Source organism: Verrucosispora sp. TAA-831 (assembly GCF_050780145.1).
Lineage (GTDB): Bacteria > Actinomycetota > Actinomycetes > Mycobacteriales > Micromonosporaceae > Micromonospora.
Genome location: NZ_CP192240.1, coordinates 2,157,087 through 2,173,843 on the forward strand (window position 1 = coordinate 2,157,087; position 16,757 = coordinate 2,173,843).

At 74.7% G+C, this 16,757-nt stretch carries 16 protein-coding genes; 11 read left to right on the plus strand and 5 right to left on the minus strand.

From position 1 onward, the window contains the following. Nucleotides 1-12: 12 nt before the first annotated feature. Nucleotides 13-1,626, plus strand: a complete 1,614-nt coding sequence (locus ACQVFL_RS09765) for a phytoene desaturase family protein (RefSeq protein ID WP_431729205.1) — start codon at nucleotides 13-15, stop codon at nucleotides 1,624-1,626. A 54-nt stretch (nucleotides 1,627-1,680) separates the two neighbouring features. Here ACQVFL_RS09765 and ACQVFL_RS09770 read toward each other — a convergent pair whose 3' ends face one another. Then, entirely contained in the window at nucleotides 1,681-2,448 is a 768-nt protein-coding gene (locus ACQVFL_RS09770; RefSeq protein ID WP_350695142.1) for a polyprenol monophosphomannose synthase, read from the minus strand. Nucleotides 2,449-2,534: 86 nt separating this feature from the next. Then, nucleotides 2,535-2,981: an SRPBCC family protein gene (locus tag ACQVFL_RS09775; RefSeq protein ID WP_396691140.1), complete on the minus strand. Its 447-nt coding sequence runs from the start codon at nucleotides 2,979-2,981 to the stop codon at nucleotides 2,535-2,537. A 216-nt stretch (nucleotides 2,982-3,197) separates the two neighbouring features. Here ACQVFL_RS09775 and ACQVFL_RS09780 point away from each other — a divergent pair, with 216 nt between their 5' ends. Genes ACQVFL_RS09780 through ACQVFL_RS09815 form a run of 8 tightly spaced genes read left to right on the plus strand, consistent with a single transcriptional unit; the run spans nucleotide 3,198 to nucleotide 11,762 of the window. Then, entirely contained in the window at nucleotides 3,198-4,844 is a 1,647-nt protein-coding gene (locus ACQVFL_RS09780; protein WP_431729807.1) for an HAD-IIIA family hydrolase, read from the plus strand. Continuing rightward, nucleotides 4,841-5,812 carry a glycosyltransferase family protein gene (locus ACQVFL_RS09785; protein ID WP_431729206.1) on the plus strand — a complete coding sequence of 324 codons (972 nt, stop codon included), beginning with the start codon at nucleotides 4,841-4,843 and terminating at the stop codon, nucleotides 5,810-5,812. Before ACQVFL_RS09780 ends, ACQVFL_RS09785 begins: the two co-directional genes overlap by 4 nt. Further along, nucleotides 5,803-7,017 carry a glycosyltransferase gene (locus ACQVFL_RS09790; RefSeq protein WP_396691136.1) on the plus strand — a complete coding sequence of 405 codons (1,215 nt, stop codon included), beginning with the start codon at nucleotides 5,803-5,805 and terminating at the stop codon, nucleotides 7,015-7,017. Before ACQVFL_RS09785 ends, ACQVFL_RS09790 begins: the two co-directional genes overlap by 10 nt. Continuing rightward, a complete protein-coding gene (locus tag ACQVFL_RS09795; protein WP_396691867.1) occupies nucleotides 7,014-7,712 on the plus strand; it encodes an SIS domain-containing protein in 699 nt (232 codons plus the stop codon). Before ACQVFL_RS09790 ends, ACQVFL_RS09795 begins: the two co-directional genes overlap by 4 nt. 10 nt (nucleotides 7,713-7,722) lie before the next feature. Beyond that, nucleotides 7,723-9,159, plus strand: coding sequence for a PfkB family carbohydrate kinase (locus ACQVFL_RS09800; protein WP_431729207.1), 1,437 nt, complete (start codon nucleotides 7,723-7,725; stop codon nucleotides 9,157-9,159). Beyond that, a complete protein-coding gene (locus ACQVFL_RS09805) occupies nucleotides 9,156-9,851 on the plus strand; it encodes an SDR family oxidoreductase (protein WP_396691132.1) in 696 nt (231 codons plus the stop codon). Before ACQVFL_RS09800 ends, ACQVFL_RS09805 begins: the two co-directional genes overlap by 4 nt. Continuing rightward, nucleotides 9,848-10,795 (plus strand): glycosyltransferase family 9 protein, encoded by a 948-nt coding sequence (locus ACQVFL_RS09810; protein WP_431729208.1) that lies wholly within the window; start codon nucleotides 9,848-9,850, stop codon nucleotides 10,793-10,795. The genes ACQVFL_RS09805 and ACQVFL_RS09810 overlap by 4 nt, the downstream gene beginning before the upstream one ends. Further along, complete coding sequence (locus ACQVFL_RS09815; protein ID WP_396691128.1) at nucleotides 10,779-11,762, plus strand: DNA topoisomerase IB; 984 nt, start codon at nucleotides 10,779-10,781, stop codon at nucleotides 11,760-11,762. Before ACQVFL_RS09810 ends, ACQVFL_RS09815 begins: the two co-directional genes overlap by 17 nt. Before the next feature lie 4 nt (nucleotides 11,763-11,766). Here ACQVFL_RS09815 and ACQVFL_RS09820 read toward each other — a convergent pair whose 3' ends face one another. Further along, a complete protein-coding gene (locus ACQVFL_RS09820; protein ID WP_431729209.1) occupies nucleotides 11,767-12,525 on the minus strand; it encodes a TetR/AcrR family transcriptional regulator in 759 nt (252 codons plus the stop codon). 96 nt (nucleotides 12,526-12,621) lie between these two features. On the opposite strand from ACQVFL_RS09820, the gene ACQVFL_RS09825 reads away from it, so the two are divergent. Beyond that, nucleotides 12,622-13,587 carry an ATP-binding cassette domain-containing protein gene (locus ACQVFL_RS09825; protein WP_431729210.1) on the plus strand — a complete coding sequence of 322 codons (966 nt, stop codon included), beginning with the start codon at nucleotides 12,622-12,624 and terminating at the stop codon, nucleotides 13,585-13,587. Further along, nucleotides 13,580-14,344, plus strand: a complete 765-nt coding sequence (locus ACQVFL_RS09830) for an ABC transporter permease (RefSeq protein WP_396691123.1) — start codon at nucleotides 13,580-13,582, stop codon at nucleotides 14,342-14,344. The genes ACQVFL_RS09825 and ACQVFL_RS09830 overlap by 8 nt, the downstream gene beginning before the upstream one ends. 66 nt (nucleotides 14,345-14,410) lie before the next feature. Here ACQVFL_RS09830 and ACQVFL_RS09835 read toward each other — a convergent pair whose 3' ends face one another. Together ACQVFL_RS09835 and ACQVFL_RS09840 are read right to left on the minus strand one after the other, a co-directional pair. Beyond that, nucleotides 14,411-14,914 (minus strand): hypothetical protein, encoded by a 504-nt coding sequence (locus ACQVFL_RS09835; RefSeq protein WP_396691121.1) that lies wholly within the window; start codon nucleotides 14,912-14,914, stop codon nucleotides 14,411-14,413. Nucleotides 14,915-15,019: 105 nt separating this feature from the next. Next, on the minus strand, nucleotides 15,020-16,651 hold the full coding sequence (locus ACQVFL_RS09840) for a RecQ family ATP-dependent DNA helicase (RefSeq protein ID WP_431729211.1): 1,632 nt from the start codon (nucleotides 16,649-16,651) through the stop codon (nucleotides 15,020-15,022). Nucleotides 16,652-16,757 lie beyond the last annotated feature (106 nt).

Below are 16,757 nucleotides of genomic sequence, written 5' to 3' on the forward strand. Positions count from 1 at the left end.
TAGCGTCGGTGGATGATGTCGTCCGGTTCTCTCGGCGCCGAGCAGGCCGACGCGGTGGTCGTCGGCGCCGGCCACAACGGCCTGGTCGCCGCGAACCTGCTCGCCGACGCGGGCTGGGACGTGCTGGTGCTGGAGGCGACCGGCGCGCCGGGCGGAGCGGTGCGCTCGGCGGAGGTGACCGCGCCCGGCTACCTCAGCGACCTCTACAGCTCCTTCTACCCGTTGGGTTACGCCTCCCCGGTGCTGCGCGGGCTCGACCTGACCCGGTACGGACTGGCCTGGCGGCACGCCCCGGACGTGCTGGCCCACCTCTTCCCGGACGACCGGGCCGCCCTGCTCAACCGCGACCCCGAGGTCACGGCGGCGTCGCTGGAGGAGTTCGCGCCCGGCGACGGCGAACGCTGGCTGGCCGCGTACGCGCAGTGGCAGCACATCGCCGATCCGATGCTGGACCTGATCGGCACCCCGTTCCCACCGGTACGCCCCGGTCTGGACATGCTGCGTCGGCTGCACACCGGCGGTGCGTTGCGGCTGGCCCGGCGGATGGTCCTGCCGGTGCGTCGCCTCGGCGAGGAACTGTTCACCGGTGCCGGGGGGCCGGCGCTGATGGCCGGCTGCGCGTTGCACACCGATCTGTCCACCGAGGACGCCGGCTCCGGCCTGTACGGCTGGCTGCTGGCGATGCTCGGCCAGCAGGTCGGCTGGCCGGTGCCGACCGGCGGGGCACAGAAGATCACCGACGCGCTGGTGGCCCGGCTGACCGAGCGGGGCGGCCGGATCCGCCACGACGCCCGGGTGGACCGGGTCCTGGTGGCCCGGGGTCGGGCGATGGGCGTGCGCACCGTCGACGGCGGGTTGTACCGGGCGCGCCGGGCGGTGCTGGCGGACGTGCCCGCGCCCGCGCTCTACCTGGACCTGGTCGGCGCGGCGGCGCTACCACCGAGGCTGGTGGCGGACCTGGAGCACTTCCGGTGGGACGGGTCGACGCTGAAGGTGGACTGGGCGCTGTCCGGGCCGGTGCCGTGGACCAACCGGCGGCTGGCCACCGTCGGTACCGTGCACCTCGGTGCGGATCTCGGCGGGCTGACCGGCTACTCCGCGACGCTCGCCCGAGGTGAGCTGCCCCGCGACCCGTTCCTGTTGGTCGGGCAGATGACGGTGGCCGACCCCAGCCACTCCCCGCCGGGCACAGAGTCGCTCTGGTCGTACACGCACCTGCCGTTTCGTCGGCACTGGCGCAGCGAGGACGTGCTCGGTCACGTGGAGCGGATGGAGGCGGTGCTGGAGGCCGCCGCGCCCGGCTTCCGGAGCCTGGTGGTCGGTCGGCACGTGTTCGGGCCGGCCGATCTGGAGGAGGCCAACCCGAGCCTGGTCGGCGGTGCCCTCGGTGGTGGCACCGCCGCGCCCTACCAGCAACTGTTCCTGCGCCCGGTGCCCGGACTCGGCCGCGCGGACACCCCGGTCGACCGGCTCTTCCTGGCCAGCGCGTCGGCGCATCCCGGCGGTGGGGTGCACGGGGCGCCGGGGGCCAACGCGGCTCGGGCCGCGCTGGCCCGGGACCAGACGTTCACCGGCGGCGCCTATCGCCGGGCGGTGGACACCGCCCACCGGGCCGTGTATCGCTGAGGCGTCGTGGCGACCGGCCACCCCGACGCGGCCGGTCACGGCCCGCGCGGTGACTCAGCGCTCGATGCCGCGATGCCGGGTACGCAGCTTGAACGGCATCAACGCGCTCTCGATCTTGGTGGCGGTGGTCATCTTCGAGTCGCCGTCGCGTCGCTCCTCGAAGCGGATCGGCACCTCCAGGATGGTGTGCCCCAGCTTCGTGGCGAGGTAGTGCATCTCCACCTGGAAGCTGTAGCCGTTGGACTGCACCCGCTCCAACCCGATGTCACGCAGCGCGTCGGCCCGCCAGATCTTGAACCCGGCGGTCAGGTCCCGGATGCGGACCCGCAGCAGCGTGTGCACGTACAGGTTGGCCCAGCCACTGAGCGCGCGCCGGTACAGCGGCCAGTTCTCGTCCAGCTCGCCACCGGGCACGTATCGGGAGCCGATCACCACACCGGCCTGGGTGGACAGCAGCGCGCCGAGCATCCCCGGCAGCGCCTCCGGCGGGTGGGACAGGTCGGCGTCCATCTGGGCCACGTACTCGGCCCCGCCGTCGAGGGCGCGGCTGATCCCGTCCACGTACGCGCGGCCGAGGCCCTCCTTGCCCGGCCGGTGCACGACCTCGATCCGCTCCGGGTGCTCGATGGCCAGCTTGTCCGCCACCTCGCCGGTGCCGTCCGGGGAGTTGTCGTCCGCGACCAGCACCTTCAGGCCCGGCAACGGCAGGGCGAGCAGGCGCTCGACCAGCAGTGGCAGGTTGCCCGCCTCGTTGTAGGTGGGTACCACGACGGTCAGGCGCGCGTCCCCCCACGGCGTGGGTAACTGGACGGGTTCGATCATGGGGGACATCCTCGGTCTGCGGACAGGCTTCCCCGTGAGCGTAGCCACTTGTCCGTTCCAGGGGGAATCGGCTCCCCCTGCCCAGGTCAGTCCGGTGCCTTCTGGCGGCGGGCGATGTCCGCGAGCCGACTCAGCGTCTCCTTGTTGCGTTGGTGCAGCACCAAGTCATTGATCTTGGTGCGCAGCCACCGCAGCGGGCCGGCGGCGAAGTCCTCGCCGAGCAGGACCCGGGTGCTGGTCGGCCCGACCGGTTCCAGCGTGAAGACCACCACGCCCTCGCCGGCCGGCCAGAGCTTCACCCGCAGCACCAGCTTGCGTTCCGGCTCGCACTCCAGCACCTGGGAGGAGTCCTCCAGGGAGAGGGGCCAGGGGCCGGCCCGGTGGTGCAGCCGGGTCCCCACCCGGGGCCAGTCGTCGTCGACGTTGCGCATGTGCGCGGTGCCGACCACCCAGTCGCTGTACGTCCACCCGTCGGCCAGCACCGCCCAGACCTGCCGTACCGGTGCCTCGATGACCCGCTCCACGATCGCCACGCACAGGGCCGTACCCAGGTGGGCGGCCCGGCTAACGGCAGCACGGGTTAGCTTCTCGGGGGCCGTGGGTAAGGCCACCCGCGAGCGGCGGTGCGTCGGTCGGTGGGCCGGTACCCGTCGACCACGCCCCGATCGACGTTTACTCCTCGGGGCGCAGGGAACCCGCCGCCCGTGCGACAGGACCGTGGGGAGCCGGATCAGCGCAGGTCAGCCGGGGTGCTGACCGGCGTCGACCGGGCCGGTCCCGCCCTGTTCGACGCGGTTCTGCTGGACCGGGACGGCACCCTGGTCGAGGACGTGCCGTACAACGGCGACCCGGACAAGGTACGGCCGATGCCCGGCGCGCGGGCCGCGCTGGACCGGTTGCGCGCGGCCGGTCTGCGGCTCGCCGTGGTCACCAACCAGTCCGGGCTGGCCCGGGGCCTGTTCACCGAGGCGGACCTGCGCCGGGTGCACCGTCGGGTCGAGGACCTGCTCGGCCCCTTCGACTCGTGGCAGGTGTGCCCGCACGACGACGGGGACGGCTGTGCCTGCCGCAAACCCGCACCCGGGCTGGTGCAGGCCGCCGCCCGGGCGCTCGGCACCGTACCCGCGCGCTGCGTGCTGATCGGCGACATCGGCCGGGACGTCACCGCCGCGCTGGCCGCCGGTGCGGCGGGCATCCTCGTGCCCACACCGGTCACCCGGGCCGAGGAGATCGCCGCCGCCGGCTGGCTCGCCGCCGATCTGCCGTCGGCGGTGGACGAGATCCTGCGCCGCCGACAGGCACTGCGCCCGGCACCGACACCCGCGACCGGACCGCGACGGACGGTGCTGGTGGTGCGCGCCGACTCGGTCGGCGACGTGCTGGTCACCGGCCCCGGCGTCCGGGCGGTGGCCGCCGGTGCCGACCGGGTGGTGCTGCTCTGCGGCCCGCGCGGCCGGGCCGCCGCCGAACTGCTGCCCGGCGTCGACGAGATCGTGGAGCACCGGCTGCCGTGGATCGATCCCGAACCCGGACCCGTCGACCCCGCCGAGATGGCCGCCCTGACCGCCCGGCTGGCGGCCGTCGCCGCCGACGAGGCGGTCGTCTTCACCTCGTTCCACCAGTCGCCGTTGCCGCTGGCCCTGCTGCTGCGGATGGCCGGGGTGCGGCGGATCGCGGCGATCAGCGACGACTACCCGGGAAGCCTGCTGGACGTCCGGCACCGGGTACCGGCCGGTGTGCCGGAGGCCGAACGCGCGTTGTCGCTGGCCGCCGCCGCCGGGTATGCGCTGCCCGCCTACGACGAGCCGCGCCTGCGGTTGCGTCCGGTGCCCGCCCCGCCGCCGGAGGCCGGCGAGCCGGGATACGTGGTGCTGCACCCGGGCTCGGACGCGCCGGCGCGCGGCTGCCCGCCGGAGCTGGCCGAGCGGATCGCCCGGGAGCTGGCCGCCGCCGGTCACCGGGTGGTGGTCACCGGCGGCCCGCAGGAACGCGAGCTGACCGCCCGGGTCGCCGGCCGGTACGCCCGCGACCTCGGCGGCCGGACCGGGCTCGCCGAGCTGGCCGCCGTGGTGGCCGGTGCCGGCGCGCTGGTGGTCGGCAACACCGGCCCGGCGCACCTGGCCGCCGCCTCCGGGGTGCCGGTGGTGAGCCTGTTCGCCCCCACCGTGCCGTTCGGGCAGTGGGCCCCCTGGCGGGTGCCGACGGTACGCCTCGGCGACGCGACCGCCGGATGCCGTGACAGCCGCGCCGCGCGCTGCCCGGTGCCCGGTCACCCGTGCCTCAGCGAAATCTCCCCGGGCGCGGTCGTCGACGCGCTCCGGCTGCTGGGCGTACCGCCGGACCCGGTGCCCACCCGCCCGGTGGTGTCCCGTGCGGCGGCGGGAGGCGGCCGATGAACATCCTGCTCTGGCACGTGCACGGCTCGTGGACCACGTCGTTCGTGCACGGCAAACACCGCTACCTGGTGCCGGCCACCCCGGACCGGGGGCCGTACGGGCTGGGCCGGGCTCGCACGTACACCTGGCCGGAGAGCGCCGCCGAGGTGAGCCCGGAGCAGTTGCGCGACAGCGACGTCGACGTGGTCCTCCTGCAACGCCCGGAGGAGCTGGAGCTGGCCGAGCGGTGGCTGGGCCGTCGGCCCGGCCGGGACGTGCCGGCGATCTACGTCGAGCACAACACCCCGAAGGACGGGGACGTGCCGCACAGCCGCCACCCGATGGCCGACCGCGACGACCTGCTCGTCGCCCACGTGACCGCCTTCAACGAGCTGTTCTGGGACACCGGCACGACCCGGACCACCGTGGTCGACCACGGCATCGTGCCACCGGCCGTCGAGTACACCGGCGAACTGGACCGGCTGGCCGTGGTGATCAACGAGCCGGTACGCCGCTGGCGGGTCACCGGCACCGACCTGCTGCCCCGGTTCGCCGAGATCGCCCCGCTGGACGTCTTCGGCATGAAGGTGGCCGGGCTCGCCGACCACCTCGGCCTGCCCGCCGACCGCCTCACCAGCCACGACGACGTACCGCAGCACCGGATGCACGCCGAGCTGGCGCGCCGCCGGGCGTACCTGCACCTGTGCCGGTGGACCTCGCTCGGGCTGAGCCTGATCGAGGCGATGAGCATCGGCATGCCGGTGGTGGCGCTGGCCAGCACCGAGGCGGTGATGGCCGTGCCGCCGGACGCCGGTGCGCTGGACACCCGCGTCGACGAGCTGCTGGAGGCCGCCGGCCGGTTCGTCGCCGAGCCCCAGCGGGCCCGGCTGGCGGGGCAGGCGGCGCGGGCCGCCGCCCGGGAACGCTACGGCCTCGACCGTTTCCTCGCCGACTGGGACCGGCTGCTGGAGGAGGAAGTATGCGGATAGCGATGATCTCGGAGCACGCCAGCCCGCTCGCCATCCTGGGCGGGGAGGACGCCGGTGGCCAGAACACGCACGTCGCGGAACTCTCCGCCGCGCTCGTCGCGGCCGGGCACGACGTCCGCGTCTACACCCGGCGCGACGCGGTGGACCTGCCGGTGATGGTGCGCAGCCCGGACGGCTACGACGTGGTGCACGTACCCGCCGGGCCGGCCGAGCCGGTGGCCAAGGACGCGCTGCTGCCGCACATGCGCGCGTTCGGTGCCTGGCTGGTGGAGCGCTGGCGCGGCGACTGGACGCCCGAGGTGGTCCACGCACACTTCTGGATGAGCGGGCTGGCGGCGGTGCAGGCCGGTCGGCAGGTCGGCGTGCCGGTGGTGCAGACGTACCACGCGCTCGGCACGGTCAAGCGCCGCCACCAGGGTGTCCAGGACACCAGCCCGGCCCGGCGGATCGGCTACGAACTCCAACTCGGCCGGTCGGTGGACCGGGTGATCGCGCAGTGCCGCGACGAGGTCGGCGAGCTGGTCCGGATGGGGGTGCCCCGCTCGGCGATGACGGTCGTGCCGTCCGGGGTGAACCTGGGCACGTTCGCCCCGCTGGGCCCGGCCGCCGAACGGGAGCCGGGACGGGCCCGCATCCTCACCGTCGGACGGCTGGTGGAACGCAAGGGCTTCCAGACCGTGGTCCGCGCGATGGCGCACGTGCCGGATGCCGAGTGCGTGGTGGTGGGCGGCCCGCCCGCCGGGCTGCTGGAGACCGACCCGTACGCCCGGCGGCTGCGCGCGTTGGCCCGGAGCTGCGGGGTGGCCGATCGGGTGCGGCTGGTCGGCGCGGTGCCGCGCGAGGAGATGGGCCGCTGGTACCGGTCGGCGGACATCCTGGTCGCCGCCCCCTGGTACGAGCCGTTCGGCCTGACCCCGCTGGAGGCGATGGCGTGTGGGGTCCCGGTGGTGGCGACCGCCGTGGGCGGGTTGCGGGACACCGTGGTCGACGGGGTGACCGGGGACCTGGTGCCGGCGCGTGACCCGAGGGCGTTGGGCGAGGCGCTGGCCGGGTTGCTCGACGACCGCATCCGCCGGTTCGCGTACGCGGGCGCGGCCCGGGCGCGGGCCCGGCAGCACTACTCGTGGACGGTCACCGCGGAACGTCTCGCCGATCTGTACGCCGAGGTGGCCGCCGTGCACCGGCCGACCCGGGTGGTGGCCTGATGCCGGGGCGCAACCCGCTGGAGACGCACCTGGCGCACCTGGCCGCCGCGTTGGCGCCGTACCGGCGGTGCGAGCCGTTGCTGGCCCGGTGGGGGGTCGTCCTGGCACAGCACCTGACCGCCGGGGGCCGGTTGCTGGTGGCCGGCAACGGTGGCAGCGCCGCCGAGGCGCAGCACCTCACCGCCGAGCTGGTCGGCAAGCTGCGCGAGGACCGGCAGCCGCTGTCCGCCATCGCCCTGCACGCCGAGACCTCGGCGTTGACCGCGATCGGCAACGACTACGGCTACGAGGAGGTCTTCGCCCGGCAGGTCCGCGCGCACGGCCGCCCCGACGACGTCCTGTTGCTGCTCTCCACCAGCGGTGGCAGCACGAACCTGCTGGCCGCCGCGCGGGCGGGTCGCCAGGCCGGGCTGCGGTGCTGGGCGTTCACCGGCCCGGCACCGAATCCGCTGGCCGACGCCGTCCACGAGGCGCTCGCGGTGGACTGCCCGGACTCGCAGGTCGTGCAGGAACTGCACCTGGTCTCCAGTCACCTGCTCTGCGAGTACGTGGAGCGGGCGATGGCCGAGCGACCGGCGGTGGCGTACGTGGAGCCGGTGGTGCCGGCGGCGTCGGAGGCACCGGCGGCCGGTCCGGTCCGCGCCGGGGTCGAGGTGGTGCTGGACGGTGGGGCCGGCCGACCGGTCGAGGCGTGAGGAGGCAAGCGTGAGGGGACCCGTGGTGGTGGTCGGCGACACCCTGCTCGACCGGGACGTGGAGGGCGTGGTGAACCGGCTCTGTCCGGACTCGCCGGTCCCGGTGCTGGACGAGACCGCGCACGTCGACCGGCCCGGCGGGGCCGGACTCGCCGCCGTCTTCGCCGCCGCGCAGGGCGCCGAGGTGGTGCTGGTCACCGCGCTGGCCGACGACGCCGGTGGGGCCCGGCTGGGGGTGCTGCTGGCCGCCGCCGGGGTGCAGGTGTACCCGTTGCGGCTGGCCGGGTCCACCCCGGAGAAGATCCGGCTGCGGGCCGGTGGGCGGGTGCTGCTGCGCCACGACCGGGGCGGCGGCGCTCAGACGCCGGGCGAACCCGCCGAGGCGGTGCTGCGGGTCATCGAGCGGGCGTCGGTGGTGCTGGTCAGCGACTACGGCCGGGGGGTGGCGCGGCAGCCGGCGCTGCGGGCGGCCCTGGCGGCGACCCGGGCCCCGGTGGTCTGGGACCCGCACCCGCGCGGACCGGCGGCGGTGCCCGGGGTGCACCTGGTCACGCCGAACGAGTCGGAGGTGCAGGAGCTGGTCGAGGCACCCGCCGCCGCCACCCGGCTGGCCACCGCCGCCGACGGCGCGGAGCGCCTGCGGCAACGCTGGCGGGCCGGTGCGGTGGCGGTGACGTTGGGCGCCGACGGCGCGTTGCTCAGCCACGCCGGGTCGACCCCGCTGGTGGTGCCGACGCCGGTGGCCGCCGAGGGCGACACCTGCGGTGCGGGGGACCGGTTCGCGGTCGCCGCCGGACTGGCCCTGGGCCGGGGCGCGCTGCTCTCCGAGGCGGTGCAGGAGGCGGTGACCGAGGCGTCGGCGTACGTGGCGGACGGGGGAGTGGCGACCGCGCTGCCGACGGCGGTGCGGCGGGCCCCGCAGGCGGTGCACACCGCGGTGGGCGGTGACCGGGTCGGGGTGGCGGCAGCCGCCGCCGTGGTGGCCCGGGTCCGTGCCGCCGGGGGCACGGTCGTGGCGACCGGAGGCTGTTTCGACCTGCTGCACGCCGGTCACGTGGCGACCCTCCAGGCGGCTCGGCAACTCGGCGACTGCCTGGTGGTGTGCCTCAACTCCGACGCCAGCGTCAGCGGGCTCAAGGGCCCGGACCGCCCGGTCGTGCGGCAGGACGACCGCAGCCGCCTGCTGGCGGCGCTGAGCTGCGTGGACGCGGTGATGATCTTCGACGAGTCGACTCCGGCGGCGGCACTGTCCTGGCTGCGCCCGGACATCTGGGTCAAGGGCGGGGACTACGCCACCGGCGGCGGGGACGGCGACTGTCTGCCCGAGGCCGAGATACTGCGCCGCTGGGGCGGTCACACGGTGGTGGTGCCGTACCTGGACGGCCGGTCCACCACCGGCCTGATCGCCGCGACGGCGGCGCGTACCGGCGTGGGGGTGTCCCGATGAGCGCGCCCGGCACCGGACGCACCGTGCTGGTCACCGGCGGGTCCAGCGGGTTGGGCGCGGCGGTGGTGGCCGCGGTCGCCCGCTCCGGCGGGCGACCGCTGGTGCTGGACCGGCAGGCACCCGGCGACGGGGTGGCCTGGGTCGAGTGCGACCTGGCCGACACCCGCGCGGCGGAGGCCGCCACCCGGCAGCTCGCCGAGCGCGAGGGCGGTCTCGACGCGGTGGTGACCGCCGCCGGTGTGGACGTGCCCGGCCGCCTGGCCGACGTGCCCGGCGAGACCTGGGACCGGATCGTCACGGTGGACCTGCTGGCCACCGCCGCCGTGATCCGGGCCGCGCTGCCCTTCCTGGAGGCCGCCCGGGGCAGCATCGTCACGGTGGCGTCCACGCTCGGGGTCAAGGCGGTCAGCGACGCCACGGCGTACTGCGCGGCGAAGTTCGGCGTGGTCGGCTTCACCCGCGCGCTCGCCGCCGAGCTGGCCGGGGCGGTGAACGTGACGCTGCTGGTGCCGGGCGGCATGCGGACCGCCTTCTTCGACGACCGCGACGCGCAGTACCGTCCGGGGCCGGACGCGATCCTCAACGACCCGGCGCACACCGCCGCCGCGGTGATGTTCGCGCTCTCCCAACCGGCCGGATGCGCGGTACGCGAGATGGTGGTCTGCGCCGAGCAGGAGACCTCGTACCCGTGATCCTGGTGCTGCGCGCCCTCGGTGTCGGTGATCTCGCCACGGCGGTCCCGGCACTGCGGGCGTTGCGGGCGGCGTACCCGGACCGGGAACTGGTGCTCGCCGCGCCGGACTGGCTCGGCCCGCTGGTCGAGCTGGTCGGCGGCGTGGACCGGCTGCTGCCCACCGACGGGCTGGACCGGCTGGGGGCGCCCGGCGGGCCGGTGGAGGTGGCGGTGAACCTGCACGGCCGGGGACCGCGCTCGCACCGGCTGCTCGCCGGCACCGGCCCGGACCGATTGTTCGCCTTCGCCGACGCGCGGGCGGCGCACGCCGACGGGCCCGGGTGGGACGACGCGGAGCACGAGGTGGCGCGCTGGTGCCGGCTGCTGCGCTGGTACGGGATCGCGGCCGACCCGACCGACCTGGACCTGCGGCGGCCGTCGCCGGGGACCGTGCCGACCGGCGTGACGGTGCTGCATCCCGGCTCCAAGGTGCCGGCCAAGCGCTGGCCGCCCGGTCGGTACGCCGCGCTGGCCCGCGAGCTGACCGACGCGGGGCACCGGGTGGTGCTGACCGGCGGTACGGGGGAGCGGGCCACCGCGGCTCGGGTCGCGGACGAGGCCGGGCTGCCCGGCGATGCGGTGCTGGCCGGGCGGACCGACCTCGGGCAGCTCGCCGCGCTGGTCGCCGGGGCCCGGCTGGTGGTCAGCGGGGACACCGGCGTGGCGCACCTGGCCACCGGTTACCGCACCCCGTCGGTGGTGATCTTCGGGCCGGTCCCGCCCGCCCGGTGGGGCCCGCCGCCGGAACGACGACGACACCGGGTGCTCTGGGGCGGCGCATGCCCGACTTCGGACGGGGTAGGCGGTCACCCGGCGGTCACCGCCGTCGGGGTCGACGCGGTGCTGGCCGCCGTCGAGGAGGTGGAACGGGTGGTGCGGGCGGACCGTGCGGTTGCGGCGTAGTGATCCGGGTCGGCCGGGATACGGCCGCCGGCGACGCGGTCCGGGCTGGTCGTTCCTCGACCCGCGCGGCGAGCCGGTGCGTGACCCGGACGAGCTGTCCCGGCTGCGGGCCCTGGTCATCCCGCCGGCCTGGCGGCAGGTGTGGATCGCTCCGCATCCGAACGGCCACATCCAGGCCACCGGGATCGACGCCGCAGGCCGCAAGCAGTACCTCTACCACCCGCTGTGGCGGCAGCGGCAGGACGAGGCCAAGTTCGACCACGTGCTGGAGGTGGCCCGCCGGCTGCCGGTGCTGCGGGAACGGGTCGGCCAGGACCTGACCGGGCGGGGGCTGCGTCGCGAGCGGGTGCTGGCGACCGTGACCCGGCTGCTCGACATGGGCACCTTCCGGGTCGGCAGCGACCAGTACGCGGCCGGGGACGAGCCGACCTTCGGCGTCGCCACCCTGCGCCCCGAACACGCCCGGTCCCGCCAGGGCTGTGTGGTCTTCGAGTTCCCGGCCAAGGGCGGCATCGAGCAGGTCCGCCTGGTCTCCGATCCGGAGCTGTGCCGGGTGCTGACCCACCTGCGTCGCCGTCGACGGGCGGCGGACCGGCTGTTCGGCTACTGGGACGGCCGGCAGTGGCGGGACGTACGGGCCGACGAGGTCAACGACTACCTGCGGGACGCCAGCGGCGGCGAGATGACGGCGAAGGACTTCCGCACCTGGCACGCCACCGTCCGGGCGGCCACCGAGCTGGCCGTGCTCGGACAGCCGAGGTCGGTCACCGCACGTCGGCGGGCGGTGGCCGGCGTGATGCGCGAGGTGGCGGAGCTGCTCGGCAACACCCCGACGGTGGCCCGGACCTCCTACGTGGACCCTCGGGTGGTCGACCTGTTCCACGACGGCGTGGTGGTGCCGGTCGGCCGGGACAGCGACCGGGAACAGGCCGAGCGTGCCGTGCTGGACCTGCTGGACCGGTCCTGAGCGGTCACCGGCCGTCCGTCGTGCGCGTCTGGATCATCACCTCGACGCCGTCGAGCACCCGGCCGAGCCCGAAGCGCCACTCCGCGTCGACGTAGTCGTCCTCGTCGTCGCCCTCGGCGATCAACTCGTGGATCGCCGGGTAGGGCCCGTCGGCGGTGAGCCGGGCCAGGTGCCGCCAGTAGTGCAGGCCCACCTGGTCGGGGGTCTGTCCGCTGCGGACCGCCGCCTCGGTCAGGTCGGCGGTGGTGGTGGCCCAGCTCCGGGCGTACCCGCTGACCAGCATGACGGTGGAGACGCGTTCGGTGCCGCGCAGGCCGGTACCGGCCAGGGCCGCCAGGCCGTACTCCAGCCAGCGGACCTGGTTGGGGTTGATCGGCGGGCCGCTGATCGGCACGTGCCGGATCCACGGCTGGCGGCGCAGCGCGGTCAGGTTCCCCTCGGCCCAGCGGGTCAGCGCGGGGCGCCAGCCCTCGTCCGGGGCGCGCGGTGGCGGGGGCGGCCCGTACGCGGTGTCGACCATCAGGTCGAGCAGGTCGTGCTTGGTCGGCACGTACCGGTAGAGCGACATCGTCGCTGCGCCCAGCTCACCGGCGACGCGGCTCATCGACACCGCGCCGAGCCCCTCGGACTGGGCGACCTGGATCCCGGCGGCCACCACCTGTTCCAGGCTGAGGCCGCGCTTCGGGCCTCGGCTCGGACGGTCGCGCAGCCCCCAGGCGAGCGCGATGTTCTCGGGCAGTTCGACGTCGGGACCGTCGCTCACATGTACCTCCACCGGCCGGGCTTGACCCTCATCGTAACTTCTGCGTATGGTCTACGCAGTTAAGCGTACGACATACGCAGAAAGCGGAGAGTGACCATGGCGAACGGACCACCCGCGGTCGAACTGGTCGAGCTGAGGAAGTCCTTCGGCGACCTCGTCGTCCTCGACGGGCTGACCATGCGGGTAGAGGCCGGCGGCGTACACGCGCTGCTCGGCCAGAACGGGGTCGGCAAGACCACCACGGTGCGGATCCTGGCCACGCTGACCCGGCCCGACGGGGGCAGCGCCCGGGTCGCCGGCCACGACGTGGTGCGTGACCGACGACGGGTCCGGCGGACGATCAGCCTCGCCGGCCAGCACGCCGCCCTGGACGACACCCAGACCGGCCTGGAGAACCTGACCATGCTGGCCCGGCTCGCCGGGCTGTCCGGGCCGGCGGCCCGCAAGCGCGCCACCGATCTGCTGGAACGCTTCGCGCTGACCGACGCGGGCGGGCGGTGGGCGATCACCTACTCCGGGGGCATGCGCCGCCGCCTGGACCTCGCCGCCAGCCTGGTCGGGCAGCCGTCCGTGGTGTTCCTGGACGAGCCCACCACCGGCCTGGACGTGCGCAGCCGGCTGGGGCTCTGGGAGGTCGTCGGCGAACTGGCCCGCACCGGGGTGACCGTGCTGCTCACCACGCAGTACCTGGAGGAGGCCGACCGACTGGCCGACCGGATCACCGTGCTGCACCGGGGCGCGATCGCCGCCGAGGGCACCGCCGACGACCTCAAGCGCCGCTTCGGCGCGCACCGGCTGGAGCTGACCTGGCGCGAGGAGGGCGGCCTGCGGCAGGCGGTCGCACTGCTGGGCGACCGGGTCACCGACCGGGACCCGGACCGGCTCGCCCTGTCGGTGGCCACCGACGGAAGTGCGCCGCAGGTGCGTGCCCTGCTCGACGAGATCGATCCGGACCGTCACGGGGTGGTCCGGTTCACCGTCCGCGAGGCGACCCTCGACGACGTCTTCCTCACCCTCACCGGCACTCCGGCGCCCACCCGACGGCAGGTGACCCATGTCTGAGCTGGCCGTACGCGGATCGCAGACGGCGGTGATGATCGGCCGCTGCGTCCGGCTGTCGCGCCGCAACGTCGACGCGTTGCTCACCTCGCTGCTGCTGCCGGTGATGCTGCTGCTGGTCTTCGTCTACCTCTTCGGCGGGGCGATCGACACCGGCTCGACGTACGTGACCTACGTGGTGCCCGGCGTGCTGCTGCTCTGCGCCGGCTTCGGCGCGGCGGGCACGGCGGTGAGCGTCACCACGGACATGACCAACGGCATGATCGAGCGACTGCGCACCATGGACGTCGGCGCGACCTCGATCATCGGCGGTCACGTGGCGGCCAGCATCGCGCGCAACACGGTCTCCACCGTGCTGGTGCTGGCCGTCGCCGTCGTCATCGGGTTCCGGCCCGCCGTGGAACCGCTGCGCTGGCTGGCCGCCGCCGGGGTGCTGCTGCTGTTCCTGCTGGCGGTGTCCTGGCTGTCGGCGGCGTTCGGGCTGCTGGCCCGTACGCCCGAGACAGCCGGCGGGTACACCTTCCTGGTGATGTTCCTGCCCTACCCGAGCAGCGCCTTCGTGCCGGTCGAGACGCTGCCCCGCTGGCTGCGCGGCTTCGCCGAACACCAGCCCGTCACGCCGGTCATCGAGTCGCTGCGCGGGTTGCTGCTCGACCTGCCGGTCGGCGCGGCGCCGGCCCGCGCGGCGGCCTGGTGCCTGGGCATGCTGGCGGTCGCGGTGCTGCTCTCATCGGTGTTGTTCCGCCGCCGGATCGCCTGATCCGCACGAGAGAGAGCAGGGGGGGCGACGTCCGTCGGACGTCGCCCCCCTGCTCGTCGCCGTCGCTCAGTCGTTGAGGACCTGGGCGAGCCGGTCCCGGAAGCGTCGCTCCGAGGGGCTGACCTGGCTACCCCCGAGCCCGAGGATGCCGCCGCTGGTGGCCGCGCCGACCACCTGGTCGGTGATCTCCACCAGCCAGTGCTGGTACGCGCCGGCCTCGCCCTCGTCCACCTTCGCCGCCAGCAGCGCGGCGGCGGCCTTGGCCCGGCCCAGCACGTCCTCGGCGTACGCGCGCGGGTCCTCCGGCGCGATCACCGGCAACTCCTCGCCGGCCTCCGGGTCGCCCACCCGGGTCACGATCTCCCCGGCCACCGCGGCCACCAGCGGGCTGGCCGACTCCCGGCCGGTGGAGATCGTCTCCAGTCCGGCCGCACTCTCGGCCATCGTCGCCCGGGTGCCGTCGGACTCTGCGGCGCTCGCCGCGGTGAGCACCGCCTGCGGCAGGCCGACCAGCAGCCCCCACTCCTCGTCGGAGAAACCGAAAGCGGTGTACGTCGGCTCTTCGATCACGACCGTGCCTCTCCCGTTCGTCGTCCGGGTCCCCGGTGACGCGCCACCTGCCTGCTGCCCGCGCCGGGCCCGGTATGTCCCCGCCGCCATCGCGGCGGGCTCAGGTTAGTCCAGCGTCAGCAGTCCCTGTTCGGACACCACGCTGACCGACAACGTCTTGTACCCGACCTCCTCGAACAGCACCGTCATCCGGCCGTCCTCGTAGCTGAGCACCAGGCCGCCGCCCCACTCCGGGTGCCGCACCTGGCTGTGCACCGGGAACGGACCCACCGCGCCGTCGTCGGCGGTGCTGGTGCCGGCGTGACAGTTGTCGCAGTGTCCGCAGATCTGGGTCATCTGCTCGCCGAAGTAGGCCAGCAGGGTCTGCCCCCGGCAGGCGGTGGTCTCGGCGAAGGCCCGCATCATGTCGGTCCGCGAGCGGGTCAGGTTCTGTTGCCGTTCGGCCTCGGCCACCGACGCCTCGGCGGCCTCCACCGGCGTCGGCGAGTAGCGCGGCGCGCCGATCCGCTGCCGGGCGCGCGGCTGCGCCGCACCGACCTGCTCCAGCAGGGCCAGGTACTGCCCGAGCTTGCGCGGCCCCAGCCCGGTCACCTCGCGCAGTTCCTTCTTGGTGGTCGGTCCCTGGCGCAGCAGGGCGGCCAGGTCGCGCAGCTCGGTGGCGTCGGGCAGGCCACCGCTGAAGAAGCGTTGCAGCCCCACGTCCTCGGCCTGCCAGAGCAGCAGCACGCGGGCGGGCTGGCCGTCCCGACCGGCCCGGCCGATCTCCTGGAAGTAGCTGTCCGGCGAGTCGGGCAGCGCCATGTGCACCACCCAGGCGATGTTCGGCTTGTCGATGCCCATGCCGAACGCCGACGTGGCCACCATGATCGGCACCTGGTCGGCCAGGAACGCCTCGTGCAGCCGGGCGCGGGCGGTGGCCGCCATCCCGCCGTGGTAGTACTGCGACGGGTATCCGGCGTCGGTGAGCCGGTCGGCGAGTTCCTCGGCCGCCCGCCGGGTGGGTACGTAGATGATGCCCGGTCGCTCGTCGTCCCGCAGCAGCGCGATCAGCCGTCGCCACCGGTAGTCCTCGGTGGGGCAGTGCGCCACCTCGAAGAAGAGGTTCGGTCGGTCCAGACCGGACACCACGATCTCGGGTTCGCGCAGCCGCAGCCGGGCCACGATGTCGTCGCGTACCGGTGGGGAGGCGGTGGCGGTCAGCGCCACCACCGGTGGCCGTCCGATGCCCTCGATGAGCTGACCGAGCGCCAGGTAGTCCGGGCGGAAGTCGTGGCCCCAGGCCGAGATGCAGTGCGCCTCGTCGATCGCGACCAGCGCCGGTCTCAACGCGCGCACCTCGGCCAGCCGGTCCGGGTTGGCCAGTTGCTCCGGGGTGATGAAGAGGAACTCGGCCCGACCGTCGCGGATCTCGGCGATCGCCTCGGCCTGCTGGGCCGGTGACTCGTCCGAGCTGATCCGGACCGCCCGCAGCTCGGCCCGCTGCCGCTCGTTGAGCGCGGCGATCTGGTCCTGTTGCAGAGCCAGCAGCGGAGAGATCACCACGGTCGGGCCGGGGATCAGGCTCGCCGGTATCTGGTAGATCGCCGACTTGCCGGCGCCGGTGGGCAGCACCACCAACGCGTCGCGCCGCCGCATCACCGCGCGCATCGCGGCCAGTTGGTTGGGGCGCAGGGAGGACCAGCCGAACAGGCTGCGCGCCGCGCGGCGCAACGACATCGAGTGCGTGGTGAGCTTCATCGAGGGCCGCAGGTACCCGGCCGGACCAGCGCCGAAACACCGGTCCGGCCACGCGGGACCGTCGGTTCCAGGGCCAGGCGGTACCCCGGCGGGGGCGGGTCACACC

Excerpts from the sequence above, each read along its gene's own strand:
- ACQVFL_RS09790 (WP_396691136.1), top strand. The coding sequence starts at position 5,803 with ATGCGGATAGCGATGATCTCGGAGCACGCCAGCCCGCTCGCCATCCTG.
- ACQVFL_RS09765 (WP_431729205.1), top strand. The coding sequence starts at position 13 with ATGATGTCGTCCGGTTCTCTCGGCGCCGAGCAGGCCGACGCGGTGGTC.
- ACQVFL_RS09840 (WP_431729211.1), bottom strand. The coding sequence starts at position 16,651 with ATGAAGCTCACCACGCACTCGATGTCGTTGCGCCGCGCGGCGCGCAGC.
- ACQVFL_RS09785 (WP_431729206.1), top strand. The coding sequence starts at position 4,841 with ATGAACATCCTGCTCTGGCACGTGCACGGCTCGTGGACCACGTCGTTC.
- ACQVFL_RS09770 (WP_350695142.1), bottom strand. The coding sequence starts at position 2,448 with ATGATCGAACCCGTCCAGTTACCCACGCCGTGGGGGGACGCGCGCCTG.
- ACQVFL_RS09825 (WP_431729210.1), top strand. The coding sequence starts at position 12,622 with ATGGCGAACGGACCACCCGCGGTCGAACTGGTCGAGCTGAGGAAGTCC.
- ACQVFL_RS09830 (WP_396691123.1), top strand. The coding sequence starts at position 13,580 with ATGTCTGAGCTGGCCGTACGCGGATCGCAGACGGCGGTGATGATCGGC.
- ACQVFL_RS09805 (WP_396691132.1), top strand. The coding sequence starts at position 9,156 with ATGAGCGCGCCCGGCACCGGACGCACCGTGCTGGTCACCGGCGGGTCC.